16 protein-coding genes and 1 pseudogene are annotated in these 15,859 nt (G+C 52.8%); 6 read left to right on the top strand and 11 right to left on the bottom strand.

Annotated elements, in window-relative coordinates:
* The first annotated feature begins 50 nt into the window (after positions 1–50).
* Positions 51–797, top strand: coding sequence for a ferredoxin--NADP(+) reductase (gene fpr, locus GF617_RS10450; protein ID WP_203451621.1), 747 nt, complete (start codon positions 51–53; stop codon positions 795–797).
* Here fpr and GF617_RS10445 read toward each other — a convergent pair whose 3' ends face one another.
* Positions 798–1,217: a DUF805 domain-containing protein gene (locus GF617_RS10445; protein WP_203451620.1), complete on the bottom strand. Its 420-nt coding sequence runs from the start codon at positions 1,215–1,217 to the stop codon at positions 798–800. It lies immediately after the preceding gene.
* A 112-nt stretch (positions 1,218–1,329) separates the two neighbouring features.
* Between GF617_RS10445 and GF617_RS10440 the strand changes: the two genes are divergently transcribed.
* The gene (locus tag GF617_RS10440) at positions 1,330–1,926 is read left to right on the top strand and encodes a DUF1454 family protein (RefSeq protein ID WP_181621491.1); all 597 of its coding nucleotides are present in this window, start codon (positions 1,330–1,332) and stop codon (positions 1,924–1,926) included.
* A gap of 111 nt (positions 1,927–2,037) precedes the next feature.
* Positions 2,038–2,805, top strand: coding sequence for a triose-phosphate isomerase (gene tpiA / locus GF617_RS10435; RefSeq protein WP_010436926.1), 768 nt, complete (start codon positions 2,038–2,040; stop codon positions 2,803–2,805).
* A gap of 81 nt (positions 2,806–2,886) precedes the next feature.
* Here tpiA and GF617_RS10430 read toward each other — a convergent pair whose 3' ends face one another.
* The 6 genes from GF617_RS10430 to cpxP form a co-directional block, all read right to left on the bottom strand.
* Complete coding sequence (locus GF617_RS10430; RefSeq protein WP_203451619.1) at positions 2,887–4,191, bottom strand: SLC13 family permease; 1,305 nt, start codon at positions 4,189–4,191, stop codon at positions 2,887–2,889.
* Positions 4,192–4,264: 73 nt separating this feature from the next.
* Positions 4,265–5,014 (bottom strand): CDP-diacylglycerol diphosphatase, encoded by a 750-nt coding sequence (locus GF617_RS10425; protein ID WP_181621494.1) that lies wholly within the window; start codon positions 5,012–5,014, stop codon positions 4,265–4,267.
* 111 nt (positions 5,015–5,125) lie between these two features.
* The gene (locus GF617_RS10420) at positions 5,126–6,115 is read right to left on the bottom strand and encodes a sulfate ABC transporter substrate-binding protein (RefSeq protein ID WP_181621496.1); all 990 of its coding nucleotides are present in this window, start codon (positions 6,113–6,115) and stop codon (positions 5,126–5,128) included.
* Positions 6,116–6,351: 236 nt separating this feature from the next.
* Positions 6,352–7,314 (bottom strand): 6-phosphofructokinase, encoded by a 963-nt coding sequence (gene pfkA, locus GF617_RS10415; protein ID WP_181621497.1) that lies wholly within the window; start codon positions 7,312–7,314, stop codon positions 6,352–6,354.
* A 175-nt stretch (positions 7,315–7,489) separates the two neighbouring features.
* A complete protein-coding gene (gene fieF, locus GF617_RS10410) occupies positions 7,490–8,395 on the bottom strand; it encodes a CDF family cation-efflux transporter FieF (protein ID WP_181621498.1) in 906 nt (301 codons plus the stop codon).
* A 153-nt stretch (positions 8,396–8,548) separates the two neighbouring features.
* Entirely contained in the window at positions 8,549–9,055 is a 507-nt protein-coding gene (gene cpxP, locus GF617_RS10405) for a cell-envelope stress modulator CpxP (protein ID WP_181621499.1), read from the bottom strand.
* 150 nt (positions 9,056–9,205) lie between these two features.
* Between cpxP and cpxR the strand changes: the two genes are divergently transcribed.
* Positions 9,206–9,904, top strand: coding sequence for an envelope stress response regulator transcription factor CpxR (gene cpxR / locus GF617_RS10400; protein WP_006179159.1), 699 nt, complete (start codon positions 9,206–9,208; stop codon positions 9,902–9,904).
* Positions 9,901–11,274 (top strand): envelope stress sensor histidine kinase CpxA, encoded by a 1,374-nt coding sequence (gene cpxA / locus GF617_RS10395; RefSeq protein WP_181621500.1) that lies wholly within the window; start codon positions 9,901–9,903, stop codon positions 11,272–11,274. The genes cpxR and cpxA overlap by 4 nt, the downstream gene beginning before the upstream one ends.
* Before the next feature lie 82 nt (positions 11,275–11,356).
* Here cpxA and yiiM read toward each other — a convergent pair whose 3' ends face one another.
* Together yiiM and sodA are read right to left on the bottom strand one after the other, a co-directional pair.
* The gene (yiiM, locus tag GF617_RS10390) at positions 11,357–12,031 is read right to left on the bottom strand and encodes a 6-hydroxyaminopurine reductase (protein WP_375290001.1); all 675 of its coding nucleotides are present in this window, start codon (positions 12,029–12,031) and stop codon (positions 11,357–11,359) included.
* Between the two features lie 70 nt (positions 12,032–12,101).
* Positions 12,102–12,722, bottom strand: a complete 621-nt coding sequence (gene sodA / locus GF617_RS10385) for a superoxide dismutase [Mn] (protein ID WP_203451617.1) — start codon at positions 12,720–12,722, stop codon at positions 12,102–12,104.
* A 289-nt stretch (positions 12,723–13,011) separates the two neighbouring features.
* On the opposite strand from sodA, the gene rhaT reads away from it, so the two are divergent.
* A complete protein-coding gene (rhaT, locus tag GF617_RS10380) occupies positions 13,012–14,046 on the top strand; it encodes an L-rhamnose/proton symporter RhaT (protein WP_203451616.1) in 1,035 nt (344 codons plus the stop codon).
* Here the strand turns inward: rhaT and rhaR are convergent.
* Together rhaR and rhaS are read right to left on the bottom strand one after the other, a co-directional pair.
* A pseudogene (gene rhaR / locus GF617_RS10375) lies at positions 14,047–14,895 on the bottom strand (HTH-type transcriptional activator RhaR).
* Positions 14,896–14,968: 73 nt separating this feature from the next.
* Positions 14,969–15,805: an HTH-type transcriptional activator RhaS gene (rhaS, locus tag GF617_RS10370; RefSeq protein ID WP_181621506.1), complete on the bottom strand. Its 837-nt coding sequence runs from the start codon at positions 15,803–15,805 to the stop codon at positions 14,969–14,971.
* Positions 15,806–15,859: the final 54 nt, after the last annotated feature.

The raw sequence follows: 15,859 nt of genomic DNA, 5'->3' as shown, positions 1-15,859 counted from the left end.
TTCACCACAAGTACGGAAGATAGAACAGAGAAACAGCACAGGAGAAGATCATGGCGGACTGGGTAACAGGTAAAGTCACAAAGGTACAATTCTGGACCGATGCGCTCTTTAGCCTCACCGTGCATGCCCCCGTTCAGCCGTTTACGGCCGGGCAATTTGCCAAACTGGGTCTGGATGTCGACGGCGAGCGCGTGCAGCGCGCATATTCTTACGTCAACGCACCGGATAACCCGGACCTTGAGTTTTATCTTGTCACCGTCCCGGACGGCAAACTCAGCCCACGCCTCGCCGCGCTAAAACCTGGCGATGACGTGCAGATTGTGAGTGAAGCGGCTGGTTTCTTCGTGCTGGATGAAATTCCGGATTGTGAAACTCTCTGGATGTTGGCAACCGGTACAGCCATTGGCCCTTATCTTTCGATTCTGCAGTACGGAAACGATCTGGAACGGTTTAAAAATATCGTACTGGTTCACGCCGCACGCTATGCCGCAGACCTGAGCTATCTGCCATTGATGCAGGAACTGGAAAAACAGTATGGCGGGAAACTCAGGATCCAGACGGTTGTCAGCCGTGAAACCGCCGCAGGTTCACTGACCGGGCGCGTCCCGGCATTGATTGAGAGTGGTGCGCTGGAAGAGGTTGTTGGTCTGCCGATGAATACCGAAACCAGCCACGTGATGCTGTGCGGAAATCCGCAGATGGTGCGAGACACACAACAACTCCTGAAAGAGACCCGACAAATGACGAAGCACCTTCGTCGTCGACCGGGCCACATGACCGCTGAACACTACTGGTGATCAGCGGTACTTCACCTCAAGCGTATCTTTACCGTACTTGTTTTCGTTCTGGGAGCCGACCATCGCGCCCAGATCGATAATCATCATCACAAAGATGATCGCCGGAACGAGTTTCCCCACGGCCCAGGGTAAAATTGATGGCAGCATTGACCAGTTACCTGCCACCAGCATCCACGCCAGCACAACCTGCAAAGCCCACAGCCCCGAACGTCCGCGATCGTGAAGGCGTTTCACGACAACCGCCGCCGTTGGCCAGAGCAGGCACACCAGTGCAAACGCCGCAGTTTGCGTGCTTAACCACGCATTATAGGCGACGAAAAACAGGAGCAGCATGGCAACAACCCACGTCACCATCCAGATCCAAAAATCACGGCGTCCAATACGCCCTTTGAATGAAAACAACCACTGCTGTATGGTCATGTAAGGTTCCTTATTATCGTATAACGCGCATTTTACCCTGGAGTTGTGACCTTTTGACAAGCCGAGCAGATATCGTTTTAATCATGGACAGTTACGACCAGGGACATTATTGATGAAAAGATGGGCTCACTCTCTTTTACTGTGTTTAACAGCGCTGAGCGCCAGCTTTTCTCTGCACGCCGCCGACACCACTACCCCGACAACTGCGCCTTATTTACTGGCGGGTGCGCCGTCATTTGATCAGTCCATTAGCCAGTTTCGGGAAACTTTCAATCGCGATAACCCGACGCTGCCACTGGATGAATTTCGCGCCATTGATAGCGCTCGCGACACGCCAACGCTGACCCGCGCTGCCAGCAAAATTAATGAAAATTTATACGCCTCCACGGCACTTGAGCGCGGCACGTTAAAAATTAAAAGCATGCAGATAACCTGGCTACCCATTCAAGGGCCAGAGCAAAAAGCGGCGAAGGCAAAAGCGCTTGAGTATATGAGCGCCATCCTGCGTGCTTTCACACCTGCACTCACCAAAGCGCAAAGCCAGCAAAAACTGCAAAAGCTCCTCACGTTGGGCAAAAACAAACGTTATTACGCGGATACGGAAGGTGCTGTTCGCTATGTTGTCGCAGATAACGGTGAAAAGGGACTGACCTTCGCTGTTGAACCGATTAAGCTGGCACTATCTGACGCACTCGGAGGGGCGAATTAATGACAAAAAGCAAAGCCTTTCGAGGGAAAATCTCTATACTGATTCACAGACCATGCTGCCCGACAGGGCGGCCATATTCCTTAATTCGCTGACAAAGCGTGGAGAATTGAAATGCGACATCCTTTAGTGATGGGTAACTGGAAACTGAACGGCAGCCGCCACATGGTAAACGAGCTGGTTGCGAACCTGCGTAAAGAGCTGGCTGGTGTCACTGGCTGTGCGGTTGCCATCGCTCCGCCGGATATGTACCTGGATCTGGCTAAACACGCCGCAGACGGCAGCCACATCGTGCTGGGCGCGCAGAACGTCGACGTTAACCTGTCTGGCGCATTCACCGGCGAAACATCTGCTGAAATGCTGAAAGATATCGGTGCTAAATACATCATCATCGGCCACTCTGAGCGTCGTACTTACCACAAAGAATCTGACGAGTTCATCGCGAAAAAATTTGCTGTGCTGAAAGAGCAGGGTCTGATCCCGGTACTGTGCATCGGTGAAACCGAAGCAGAAAACGAAGCAGGCAAAACCGAAGAAGTGTGTGCACGTCAGATCGATGCAGTGCTGAAAACTCAGGGCGCGGCAGCATTCGAAGGTGCAGTGATTGCGTACGAGCCAGTATGGGCTATCGGTACAGGCAAATCTGCAACCCCAGCTCAGGCTCAGGCTGTCCACAAATTTATCCGTGACCACATTGCTAAAGCAGACGCGAAAGTGGCTGAGCAAGTGATCATCCAGTACGGCGGTTCTGTAAACGCGGCTAACGCAGCAGAGCTGTTCACCCAGCCGGACATCGATGGCGCGCTGGTTGGCGGTGCATCCCTGAAAGCTGACGCTTTCGCGGTGATTGTTAAAGCAGCAGAAGCCGCTAAACAGGCGTAATGCTGTTGTGGCGGTCAGCACTTTGCTGACTCGCCCCGCCAAACAGAAGGCCCGGTAAGCGTTAGCGCTACCGGGCTTTTTTTACAGTTTTCCCAGGAGGATAAACCACACATAATCCAGCGGCAGCAGCACCAGATAAGTCGCGACCGCCAGCGCCAGACAAAGCAACATCCCTGCCCTTGCCGGCACTTTTCCTAGCCCCATAGCCACCACAATCGGTGATGCCTGATACGGCAGAAGCGGTGTGGAATAGCCCAACACCTGAATCATGATCACCGACAACAGCGGAAAGCCAGTTGCATCTGCAAAACTCTGCGCCAGCGTGGTATATAGCGCCGGGACGCCATTAGCAGTCATGATGAAGTTCAGCACCGTCGTGATACCAGTGAGCGCCAGGAAGCTGGTAAAGGGTTTATCCGCATCAAGCGGCATCACTTGCAGCAGAGCATCGCCAACCGCAGATCCTATACCGGTTTGCGTCACGGTGATCGCCAGCCCAAGAATGCCTGCAACATAGATACAGGTGCGCATATTCACCCCCGTCGAAAACTCTTCCCCGGTAATAAAACCAATACGTGGCAGCAAAACAATCACCGAGGCCGCCAGACCGGTCCACGCAGGCCCCACTCCATGCCAGCTCTCCGTAACCCACATCACCAGCACCACCGCCAGCAGCCAGGCGAGACGTTTTTCATCACGCCCCATTGGTTCCGGTGGCGTAAGATCCTGTGGCGGTTTTGGGCTACCAGGGAATAGCCAGCAGATCAGGCCAATCAGAATCAATCCTTTCAGGATCCCCAGTACAGGGGTATGCAGCAGCAGATACGGCACGTAGTTCAGGTGGATGCCATAAGAGCCTTCTGCCGCGCCGCTCATCACGAGGTTAGGCACGTTGGCGGGGAGAATCGTTGCGGAGAGCTGGAATGTACCAAAGCCCACAGCCAGTGCCAGGCCAAACCATGCCCGTGAACCGTCTGTAATACTGGCGCGTTTCGCCATCGCCGCCACAATCGGCATCAGCAACGCGATACGCCCCATGTTCGACGGCATCACAAACGCCAGCGCGTAACTCAGCAATACCACGCTTGCTACCATCAGCAGCCAGGAGTCGGTCAATTTGGCGGACAGCGCCCGCGCGGCCCTGTCCGCCAGACCCGTCTTACGAATGGCGACGCCGAGGACAAATCCGCTGAACACCAGCCAAAATGCCGACGACGCGAAACCGCCAAAAATCACATCAGCGGGCGCAATTTTTGCCATCATCGCTGCCGTAAAAAACAGCAGCGCGGTAATAAATTCCGGCAGGAGCGATGTCGCCCACAGCACGATGGTAATGCCAACGATCAGCGAGGGCAGAAACAGAGGGTGAGTAAACCAGAGCGACATACCTGTCTCCTGTAGATTTTTTCAGCAAGTCTACGGCGACAGGCAGTGCGAGTAAACGCTATTTATGGTGGGGTCAATTCAGGATATCGCATTGATGATCCTGTAATTCCTCAGCAGATGCACGGTTAAACATAAACAGATTACGTTCGGTTGCCAGCAGAACAAACGAGCCGTCAGACTGCTGTACCATCGCCAGCGCAAAACGCCCCATATGGTCGCGCGCTTCAGGAACCTCTTCCGCCAGCATCAGGAAGGGACTGCGCTGCACCAGCTCGTTCTCCGTGACCCGACGCGCGAGATACTCATGTCCTTCCAGCCCGCCCGGCAACGGCAGCCACTGGGTGCTGATCTCCCCCTGGCTGGTATTGAGCTTCTCACGTACATCCGGGCGCAGGCAGGAAATATGAATATGGAAATGATTTTGCGTCCGCCCTGTCGGCGAATTGATGGTCAGCGAAATCGCACTGTCAGGGACTTTTGAGCCATGCTTCAGGCTCATAAAGCTGCGCGACTGCCACGCCAGCCAGAAGAAGTTGGGGGTATGAGGCTCCGTCAGAAGCGGACTTTCCGTTCCATTGATGCGATACGTCGGCATCAGCAGATATTGCAACGGCCCGTTGCGATCTTTGAAAATCACATAGCCCGCGTCCGTTTTTACCTGAGCACAAGGTGCGGGATGACGATTTTGCAGCTGATTCGGCACACACTGTTCAAGCACGATATGGCGTAACGCATCCGGGTTACCGGACTTTTTCCAGAACCAGCCACCGGCAGCGAGCGCAATGACGACCAGCGTCAGTAAAAGATAACCTGCTTTTTTCATTACCCATTCCCTGAATCCGTTTGACGTGAAAGAGTAACGCAAAATGATGACCAAATAAAAAACCCGGTGGATTTCTCACACCGGGTCACCGTGTCATTCATTTTCAAACGCTTAGCGTTTGCTGATCTGGTCGAACGTTCCGCCATTTGAGAAGTGTTCTTTCTGCGCTTTCGCCCAGCCACCGAACTCATCGTCAATGGTGAAGAGTTTCAGTTTAGGGAACTCGCTGTCATATTTCTTCGCCACTTCGGGATCGCGAGGGCGATAGAAGTTCTTCGCGGCGATTTCCTGGCCTTCCGGTGAGTAGAGATACTTCAGGTAGGCTTCAGCCACCGCTTTGGTATCTTTCTTCTCAACAACTTTGTCCACAACAGAGACCGTTGGCTCAGCCAGAATAGATTCGCTTGGGGTCACGATTTCAAACTTGTCTTTGCCCAGCTCGTTTGTCGCCAGCAGTGCTTCGTTTTCCCATGCAATCAGCACGTCACCAATCCCACGTTCAACGAAGGTATTGGTTGCACCGCGAGCACCAGAATCCAGCACTTCTACATTTTTAAACAAGGATTTGACGAAGTCCTGCGCTTTTGCCTGGTCACCGTTATTGTGATGCAGCGCGTAACCCCAGGCCGCCAGGTAGTTCCAGCGTGCGCCACCAGAGCTTTTCGGGTTCGGGGTGATAACAGAAACGCCCGGTTTGATCAGGTCATTCCAGTCATGAATTTGTTTTGGGTTGCCTTTGCGCACCAGAAAAACGATGGTCGACGTATAGGGTGCGGAGTTATCCGGCAGGCGCTTGATCCAGTTCTTATCGATACGGCCACGCTCGGCAATCGCATCGACGTCGTATGCCAACGCCAGGGTGACCACATCAGCTTCGATACCGTTGATAACAGACGTTGCCTGCTTACCGGAACCACCATGAGACTGGCGGATCACCACGTTGTCACCGGTTTCCTGTTTGTAGTGTGCAGCAAATGCTTTGTTGTACTGATCGTAGAGTTCACGCGTCGGATCGTATGACACGTTCAGTAACTGGATATCCTTTGCCAGAACGCTGGTCGATGCCAGCAATAATGTTAAACCCACGCCCCATTTATTCATCGCCCAGCTCTCTTATGTAGTGTTTTGATGAATGCAGCGTGCCAGAAAGATATCCAATGATTAAAGAATAAAAAAAGATTGGCTATAACGTAGAGGAATAAAAAGTGACTTTGAGCGGGCGGACACCTTTACTCACGGGAGAGAGGAAATATAAAAAAACGGTAACCATTAGGTTACCGTTTTGCATTGACCTCGCAGGCCCGATAAGCACAGCAGCACCGGGCAACAGACAATGATCAGTACAGTTTTTTCGCGCAGTCCAGCCAGTCACCTTTGAATGGACGCTTCATGTTTTCAATTGCGTCGATAATGTCGTGGTGAACCAGTTTTTCGTTCTGAATACCAACGCAACGACCGCCAAAGCCCTGCAGCAGCAGGTCAATTGCGTACGCCCCCATACGGGATGCCAGGATACGATCGTATGGGCCAGGGGAACCACCACGCTGGATATGACCCAGTACCGTTGCACGGGTTTCACGTTTGGTTTCGGTTTCAATGTACTTCGCCAGTTCGTCTACATCACAGATGTGCTCAGTGATAGCAACGATCGCGTGTTTTTTACCTTTCGCGATACCGGCTTTGATTTCGTTAACCAGATCTTCACGGCTGAATTCCACTTCAGGAACCACCACGAACTCACAGCCCCCGGCGATAGCCGCTGCCAGCGTCAGGTCACCACAGTAACGACCCATAACTTCAACAATGGAGATACGCTGGTGAGAAGAAGAGGTATCACGCAGACGGTCAATGGCTTCCACCACTGTACCCAGTGCGGTGAAGTAACCGATGGTGTAGTCAGTTCCTTTGATGTCGTTATCGATAGTGCCAGGCAGACCGATGCATGGGAAGCCCATTTCAGTCAGACGTTTTGCACCCATATAGGAGCCATCACCACCGATAACAACCAACGCGTCCAGGCCACGTTTTTTCATGTTCTCGATAGCCACTTCACGGACGTGCTCATCACGGAACTCAGGGAAGCGCGCAGAACCGAGGAATGTACCGCCACGGTTGATCATGTCAGACACGCTGTAGCGGTCTAGCTGTACCATGCGGTCTTCATACAGGCCCAGATAACCGTCATAGACACCAAACACTTCCAGACCTTCCGTCAGCGCTGCACGGACAACACCGCGAATTGCAGCGTTCATGCCCGGCGCATCACCGCCGCTTGTCAACACACCGATTTTCTTAATCATGACTACCTCTGAACTTAGGAATGCAAAATTGAAATCTGTTGCCAGAAGAAAACTATTCAACCAACGAATACTGCAAATAGTATATCAATCACTTCCAGCTGAATTGATTCAGGTCAGACCAAATGGCGGTAATTTATACACAAAATGCTGGCCTGGCTCACTTTTTTACAACGAATTACGAAAGCTCAAAATGCCCTTTGCCTTCCTTAGGCACGACTGAACAGGGGTCCTGGTGAATGATGACGTCTGAACCAGGAAAACGCTGCAAAATCGCCTGCTCAACCTGCTCAGCCACCAAATGCGCCTGAACCAGTGGCAGATTGTCTTCCATTTCTAAATGAATCTGAATAAAGCGGGTCGGCCCTGACTGCCGCGTACGAAGATCGTGCGCCCCACTGACGCCCGGCCAGGAGGTCACGATATCAAAGATTTCTTGTCGTTCAGTATCGGGAAGCGCGCGATCCAGAAGCGATTGCACCGCTTCATAACCCATACGTAACGCACTATATAAAATATAGATCCCAATCCCTAACGCGAATAATGCGTCGGCACGATGCCATCCATACCAGGCAAGACCAAGCGCAATAAGAATAGCGCCATTCATCATAACATCAGACTGATAATGAAGCATATCTGCCCGCACTGCCTGGCTTTGCGTTTTACGCACGACCCAGCGCTGGAACGTAACAAGAACAAGAGTGCTTATAAGCGCGATAATAGTAACCACGACACCCACTCCCGGATCATTCATTGGTGTCGGTGATGCTAAATGCTGGATGCCGGTTAAAAACAAAAATAGCGCAGAGCCAGAGATAAACATACTTTGCGCCAGCGCCGCGAGTGATTCCGCTTTCCCGTGACCAAAGGTATGTTCGTCATCCGCTGGTTGTAATGAGTAACGCACCACCAGCAAGTTAGTGAGCGAGGCGGCAATATCCACCAGCGAGTCCACCAGTGCAGCCAGAATACTGACCGAGCCGGTGTACCACCACGCAAAAATTTTAATGATCAGCAAACACGATGCCATGATGGTCGCCGCAATTGCCGCCCGGCTCACCAGCCGTCCATAGGATTGATTCATAAACACTCCAGTCATCTCATGCCGCTAGTATAACGGATGCAAAGGGAGTCAAAGGATGAATAAACGGTGAACAAACCTGAATGAAGGGCAAAAAAAACCCCCACATCATGTGGGGGAAGACAGGGATGGTGTCTATGGCAAGGAAAACAGGGTTTACTGGTTACTACGGGTACTGCTGTTGCTACTGAAAAGCGTCGTTTCTGAGCTTCGCTGCATCCGTGCAACCTCACGCAACTGATCCATTCGTTGCTGATGTTTCTCGTTCAGAACCGCTTGCTGCTCGGGCGATAGCAGGTGGAACATCTGGTTGCGGACCCTGGCCATTTCGACCTGGCGGGCAACCTGTACCTGTGCCATCTTTTCTGCCTGAGCGCGCACAGCGCGTTCATCAAAATTTTCTGCGGTGACAAGGCGATGCATTGTCTCCATTTCGCTAACATTAACAGGGGGCTGATCGTGTCTTGCCCTCTGCATCAGATCTCGCATCTGTTGGCGCTGATGCTCGGTTAAATTTATGCCGTCAAACATATGGCTTTGGCTGCTATGCTGCGCTGTGCCCTCTGTTGAGGACTCGTTGTTGCCGATAATAGCTACAGCAGCCTGGCTAAACGCACTGAACGCCAGCGTTGAGGCCATGACGGCAGCGGTAACTTTGCGCATCACTTGCTCCCAAAATCTTTCGTGTCGCGATTCAACGAGAGACAGTCTACGATTCAGGCTGCAAACATGCGTCAGGGGGTGTAAAACAACGTAAAGTCATGGATTAGACAGCCTTGATGTCGTAATTTCTGCCTCGGAGGTATTTAAACAATGAATAAAATCCTGTTAGTTGATGATGACCGAGAGCTCACATCCCTTTTAAAGGAGTTGCTCGACATGGAAGGTTTCAACGTTCTGGTTGCCCATGATGGCGAGCAGGCGCTGAGTCTCCTTGACGACAGCATCGATTTACTTTTACTCGACGTCATGATGCCGAAGAAAAACGGCATTGATACATTGAAAGAGTTACGCCAGACGCACCAGACTCCCGTGATTATGCTGACCGCACGCGGCAGCGAACTTGACCGTGTCCTCGGCCTTGAGCTGGGCGCGGATGACTATTTACCTAAACCGTTCAATGACCGTGAACTGGTTGCCCGTATTCGCGCGATCCTGCGTCGCTCTCACTGGAGCGAACAGCAGCAGAACACTGACAACAGCTCACCAACGCTGGAAGTGGACTCCCTGAGCCTGAACCCAGGCCGCCAGGAAGCGAGCTTCGATGGCCAGACGCTGGAACTGACAGGCACGGAGTTCACCTTGCTCTATCTCCTGGCACAACATCTTGGTCAGGTGGTATCGCGTGAACACTTAAGCCAGGAAGTGCTGGGCAAACGCCTCACACCGTTTGACCGCGCCATCGACATGCACATCTCTAACCTGCGCCGTAAGCTGCCGGAGCGTAAAGACGGTCACCCATGGTTTAAAACCCTGCGTGGTCGCGGTTATCTGATGGTTTCCGCTTCATGATAGGCAGCTTAACCGCCCGCATCTTCGCCATTTTCTGGCTGACGCTGGCATTGGTTTTAATGCTCGTTTTGATGTTGCCAAAACTCGACTCACGCCAAATGACGGAGCTTCTCGACAGCGAGCAACGTCAGGGCGTGATGATCGAGCAACACGTTGAAGCCGAGCTGGCAAACGATCCGCCAAACGATTTGATGTGGTGGCGCAGGTTATTTCGCGCCATCGATAAGTGGGCCCCTCCCGGACAACGTCTGCTGCTGGTGACCAGCGAAGGCCGCGTTATTGGCGCAGAACGCAATGAAATGCAGATCATCCGCAACTTCATTGGTCAAGCGGATAATGCCGATCATCCGCAGAAGAAGAAATATGGCCGGGTCGAGATGGTCGGCCCCTTCTCCATCAGGGATGGGGAGGATAACTACCAACTCTATCTGATTCGCCCGGCAAGTAGCTCCCAGTCTGATTTTATCAACTTGCTGTTTGACCGCCCGCTGTTGCTGCTGATTGTTACGATGCTGGTCAGTTCACCGCTGCTGTTATGGCTGGCGTGGAGCCTGGCAAAACCGGCCCGTAAACTCAAAAATGCCGCCGACGAAGTCGCTCAGGGCAACCTGAGACAGCATCCTGAACTGGAAGCAGGGCCGCAGGAATTCCTGGCTGCCGGGACCAGTTTTAACCAGATGGTGACGGCACTTGATCGCATGATGACGGCGCAGCAACGTCTGCTCTCAGACATCTCGCACGAGCTTCGCACTCCGCTTACGCGGCTCCAGCTCGGAACGGCATTACTCCGACGCCGCAGCGGTGAAAGCAAAGAGCTGGAACGTATCGAAACGGAAGCTCATAGACTGGATAGCATGATCAACGATCTGCTGGTGATGTCGCGCAATCAGCAGAAAAATGCGCTGGTCAGCGAAACGGTAAAAGCCAACCATCTGTGGCATGAGGTGCTAGACAACGCCGCTTTCGAAGCAGAACAGATGGGCAAATCGTTCACCGTCAACTTCCCGCCGGGGCCATGGCCGCTGTACGGTAACCCTAACGCGCTGGAAAGTGCGCTGGAGAATATCGTGCGTAACGCCCTGCGCTACTCGCACACGAAGATTGAAGTGGCGTTCTCGGTGGACAAAGACGGTATCACCATCATTGTGGATGACGATGGTCCTGGCGTGAGTCAGGAAGACCGTGAGCAGATTTTCCGTCCGTTCTACCGTACCGACGAGGCTCGCGATCGTGAATCTGGTGGTACGGGGCTGGGTCTGGCCATTGTTGAAACCGCCATTCAGCAACATCGCGGCTGGGTGAAAGCCGATGATAGCCCGCTGGGTGGGTTGCGGTTAACGATCTGGTTGCCATTGTATAAGCGTTCGTAGTACGAACCCTAACCCTCTCCCGGCGGGAGAGGGAATTACCCGGTGCGCTCTTTTCACTCTCGCTCTTTTGGATGAGGGGGCGTCATTTCCCCCACAATCTCCGCGAATTATCTTCGATCTTCCCGCTACTACGTCGATTTTGCATTGTTCTCGTCCAGCTTGTTGAAAGCCCTGCCGCCGACAACAACCGATGATACTGCTCATCGTCAAAGGGCATATGCCAGGCGATGGCGCAGGCCTCATAAACGGAAACATCACTCAGACGCGACGCCAGTTCCAGCGGTGCATCTGCAAAGACCTGTCCGGCCAAAATAACGCGATACAACCAGCCGGTTTTGCCTGCGCTTTGCAGTTGCGCCGACATATCGTTGATGCCGAAGTGATAGTTGAGCTTAAAACACGGCGAACGCGGCTGCGTGACCTGAATCAAGGCATCGCCCCAGCGGAAAATATCGCCGATAAAGACGTTTTTCTCGGTCAGCCCTTCCGTAGAAAGGTTCTCACCAAAAGCCGGCGCCACAAACAGATCAGCCTGTTCAGGAAACTCACGGATCCAGTGGAGATAGTGCTCGCGAGGATAATGACACAGCGCGCGGTCAGGCCCGCCGTGGATTTTTTTTTCGGCCTGTTCGTCACCCGCAAGCCCGAGATCGGTTAGCGTCAGCCCACCGTCGACCTGAATTTTTGCAATGGCACTCGGGCGGCTGCCGTCGTAATCCCTTACCTTGCCTGTATACACATTCACCGGGTAATGCATCGCTGCTCCTTTATGCAGATACAAAAAAAGCGAGTCATCAGACTCGCTTCTCACAGGCGTCAATGCAACCTTATTTTTTAGCGGCGAAACGTGCTGCTGCTTCGTCCCAGTTCACCACGTCCCAGAAGGCTTTGATGTAGTCCGGGCGACGGTTCCGGAATTTCAGGTAGTACGCATGTTCCCATACGTCCAGGCCCACAATGGGGAAACCAGATGCGCCGGAGATGGCTTCACCCATCAGAGGGGAATCCTGGTTAGCGGTAGAAACCACAGCCAGTTTGTCACCTTTCAGTACCAGCCACGCCCAGCCAGAGCCGAAACGGGTTGCTGCTGCTTTTTCAAACTCTGCTTTGAAAGCGTCTACGGAACCGAAATCACGCTCGATGGCTGCTTTCAGGTCGCCCTGCAGCGTAGTGCCGGTTTTCAGGCCTTTCCAGAACAGGCTGTGGTTAGCGTGACCACCTGCGTTGTTACGCAGAACGGTTTTCTTGTCAGCGGGCAGTTGATCCAGTTTAGTGATCAGCTCTTCAGCAGACAGGCTGGCGAATTCTGGCAGGCTTTCCAGCGCAGCGTTCGCGTTGTTAACGTAAGCCTGGTGATGTTTGGTGTGATGGATTTCCATCGTCTGCTTGTCGAAATGCGGTTCCAGTGCGTCGTAGGCATACGGCAGGGATGGCAGTGTATAACTCATAATCCTCTCCATTATTGTCGGGCGGCACAGCTGTTAATGCCGCGTAAGCAGTTGGTTCATTATAGTTAATTAAATGATATTGAAAATGATTATCAATGCCGTAGTTTTTATAAGGTTATCGTTTTTTGTGCAAATCAAGAATCTGTGAGTCTGCTCACGCGGTTAACGCGCTGATTGCCATCCAAAAGAAAAGTGCGGCAACCTTCTGAAGGTTCTCAAACCGCCTAATTTTTACACTCATCAAGTCGGCGGGAAGCTACCGACATATAAAAACGATGAGGATGTAAAAATGAATCATGCGATTACGATGGGTATTTTCTGGCATTTGATAGGCGCAGCCAGTGCAGCCTGTTTCTATGCCCCGTTTAAAAAGGTTAAACATTGGTCATGGGAAACCATGTGGTCCGTTGGCGGAACGGTTTCATGGCTGATCCTGCCCTGGACCATTAGCGCCATGCTATTGCCCGATTTCTGGGGCTACTGCTCCTCCTTTAGCGCCTCCACGCTGCTGCCGGTTTTCCTGTTTGGTGCAATGTGGGGCATCGGTAATATCAACTACGGCCTCACCATGCGCTATCTCGGTATGTCGATGGGTATCGGTATCGCGATTGGTATCACGCTGATTGTCGGCACATTGATGACCCCAATCCTCAACGGGAATTTTGATGTGCTGATCAACACAGAAGGCGGAAGGATGACGCTGCTGGGCGTGATGGTTGCCGTCATTGGCGTCGGGATTGTCACGCGCGCGGGTCAGTTGAAAGAGCGCAAAATGGGCATCAAGGCCGAAGACTTCAACCTGAAGAAAGGCCTGCTGCTGGCAGTGATGTGCGGTATTTTCTCCGCCGGAATGTCATTCGCCATGAACGCCGCCAAACCGATGCATGAAGCCGCTGCCGCGCTGGGCGTTGACCCGCTGTATGTCGCCCTGCCGAGCTACGTGGTGATTATGGGCGGCGGTGCGCTGGTGAACCTGGGATTCTGTTTTATTCGTCTGGCAAAAGTGAAGAATTTGTCGGTAAAAGCCGATTTCTCGCTCGCAAAAAACCTGATCATCACCAACGTATTGCTCTCTGCCCTCGGCGGCCTGATGTGGTATTTGCAGTTCTTCTTCTACGCCTGGGGCCATGCCAGTATTCCCGCGCAGTATGACTACATGAGCTGGATGCTGCACATGAGCTTTTACGTGCTGTGCGGTGGGCTGGTTGGGCTGGTACTGAAGGAATGGAACAATGCCGGGCGTCGTCCGGTTGGCGTACTGAGCCTAGGTTGCGTGGTGATAATCATCGCCGCCAATATTGTCGGCCTCGGTATGGCGAACTGATTACGCCGCTTTCCGACTACGATGACGCCACTGAACCGGCGTCATCCCCACCTCGCGGTTAAACACCACCGAAAAGTAGTTACTGTCCTCAAAGCCACAACGCATTGCCACTTCACTCACCATCAGCTCCGTATGTTGCAGCAGATACTGCGCGTGGCAAATTCGAAGCTGACGAAGGTAGTGGTTCACCGTCATCCCGGTCTGGGTGCGGAACTGCTGGCGTAGCGCGCGCTCGCTGCACTGTTCCTGCTCACAAAATTTCTCCAGCACAAAACTGCGGTTGAGGCTGCCAGCAAGCGTCGTGATCAATTTATCCAGCAGGGCTTCCTGCGCCGTCGCGGACGGGTTATCGGTGGCGTAGCGATAGCGTTTAAGCATCATCACCAGTTGAGCAAACAGCAGCTCCGCCATCTGGTTAGCCAGGCTATCGCCCTTCTGACTCTCCTGTTCAAGCTGGGTGATCACCTGGCGAACCGGGTTCATACCGTTACTGCTCAAACGCCAGTGGGATGCGCCTTTAGCCTCGGTAAAACCTGGAATAGTCGCAGCCCAGTCAAGGTTGAGTTTGAGCCTGTCCGGGCAATAAATCACATTTTGCAGAACCAGATCGTTTACCGAGGCGTAGGAGTGCTTATCTTCCGCGCGGATGTAAAACAAGTCACCGCGCGTAATGCGATAAGGCCTGTCGTTAAGAACGTGCAAACCGTTACCTCACCACACCAGCACCAGTTCACAAAACTCGTGGGTATGTTCCGCAAAGACATTTTGCGGATAGCGATCAGCCACCGCGACGGCTTGCCCGGCAGAGGCAAAAAAATCATCTTTGCGAAGGATTAACTGAGTAGCCACGGCAGGACCTCAACGGCGAATAACCTGACATTATTAGCCTTTTTGCGGTAAAAAAACGGTGACTGCCCTCGCGTTACTGCAGTGGCGTGTCCTTGCCCTGGCGAATATCACGTGGCGACCAGCTAAATTCTCGGCGAAAGAGCGTCGAAAAGTGGTTACTGTCGCCAAAACCACAGCGATAAGCAATATCCGTCACGCTCTCGTCAGTATGGCGCAACAGATGGCGGGCCTTAATCAGCCGCAGGCGGTTGAGATACCGCTGTGGGGTAAGCCCGGTTTGCAGTTTTAGCTGCCGATGCAGGGTTCGCAGCGACAACGAAAAATGCTCCGCCAGCATTTCCCAACAAACATCTTCAGAAAAGTGATCCTCAAGCCAGGCCATCAGCTGATTCAACCGGGCATCATTATTCCCCAGACCTTCCACCAGACTGCTACGGCGCAGCAGAACCAGCAGTTGCATGAACAACAGCTCACGCGTGGCGATGGCATGCGTTTCCAGCCCATCTTCACTCTGTTCCATCTGGCTCACCAACTGGCGTACCTGCTGCAATGTGGCCTGATTCACCCGCCAGTGTGACGGGTAGTGTCCGTCCTTCTCCTGCGGCAGCAGTTGATTAAGCCCGGAGAGAAACTGGAACGCATCCGGCGAGCGATAGAGCACGTTGGTCAGGCACAGGTTATCGGTATGCTCATACAAATGGCGATCATGATCGCGCACAAAGCAGACCGTCCCCCCGCTGATGGTGTACGGCTGGCCGTTAAACACATGGATACCCGTTCCATGCTCAACAATCACAATTTCATGAAAATCATGATGATGCTCAGGAAATGCAGCCTGAGGGAGCCGTGGCTCAATCGCAACGGGCGAACCTCCCGAAGGAAAAAAATCCACGCTGTGTAGTACGGTCATAACGGCCCCCACCAATGAGAAATGTTCTCAAAATAGTAATTAAGGCTCTCCGTA

This window comes from Lelliottia sp. RWM.1 (assembly GCF_016859735.1).
Taxonomy (GTDB): domain Bacteria; phylum Pseudomonadota; class Gammaproteobacteria; order Enterobacterales; family Enterobacteriaceae; genus Enterobacter.
The sequence above is the reverse complement of the archived record's forward strand: the minus strand, read 5'-3'. Positions and strand labels throughout refer to the sequence as shown.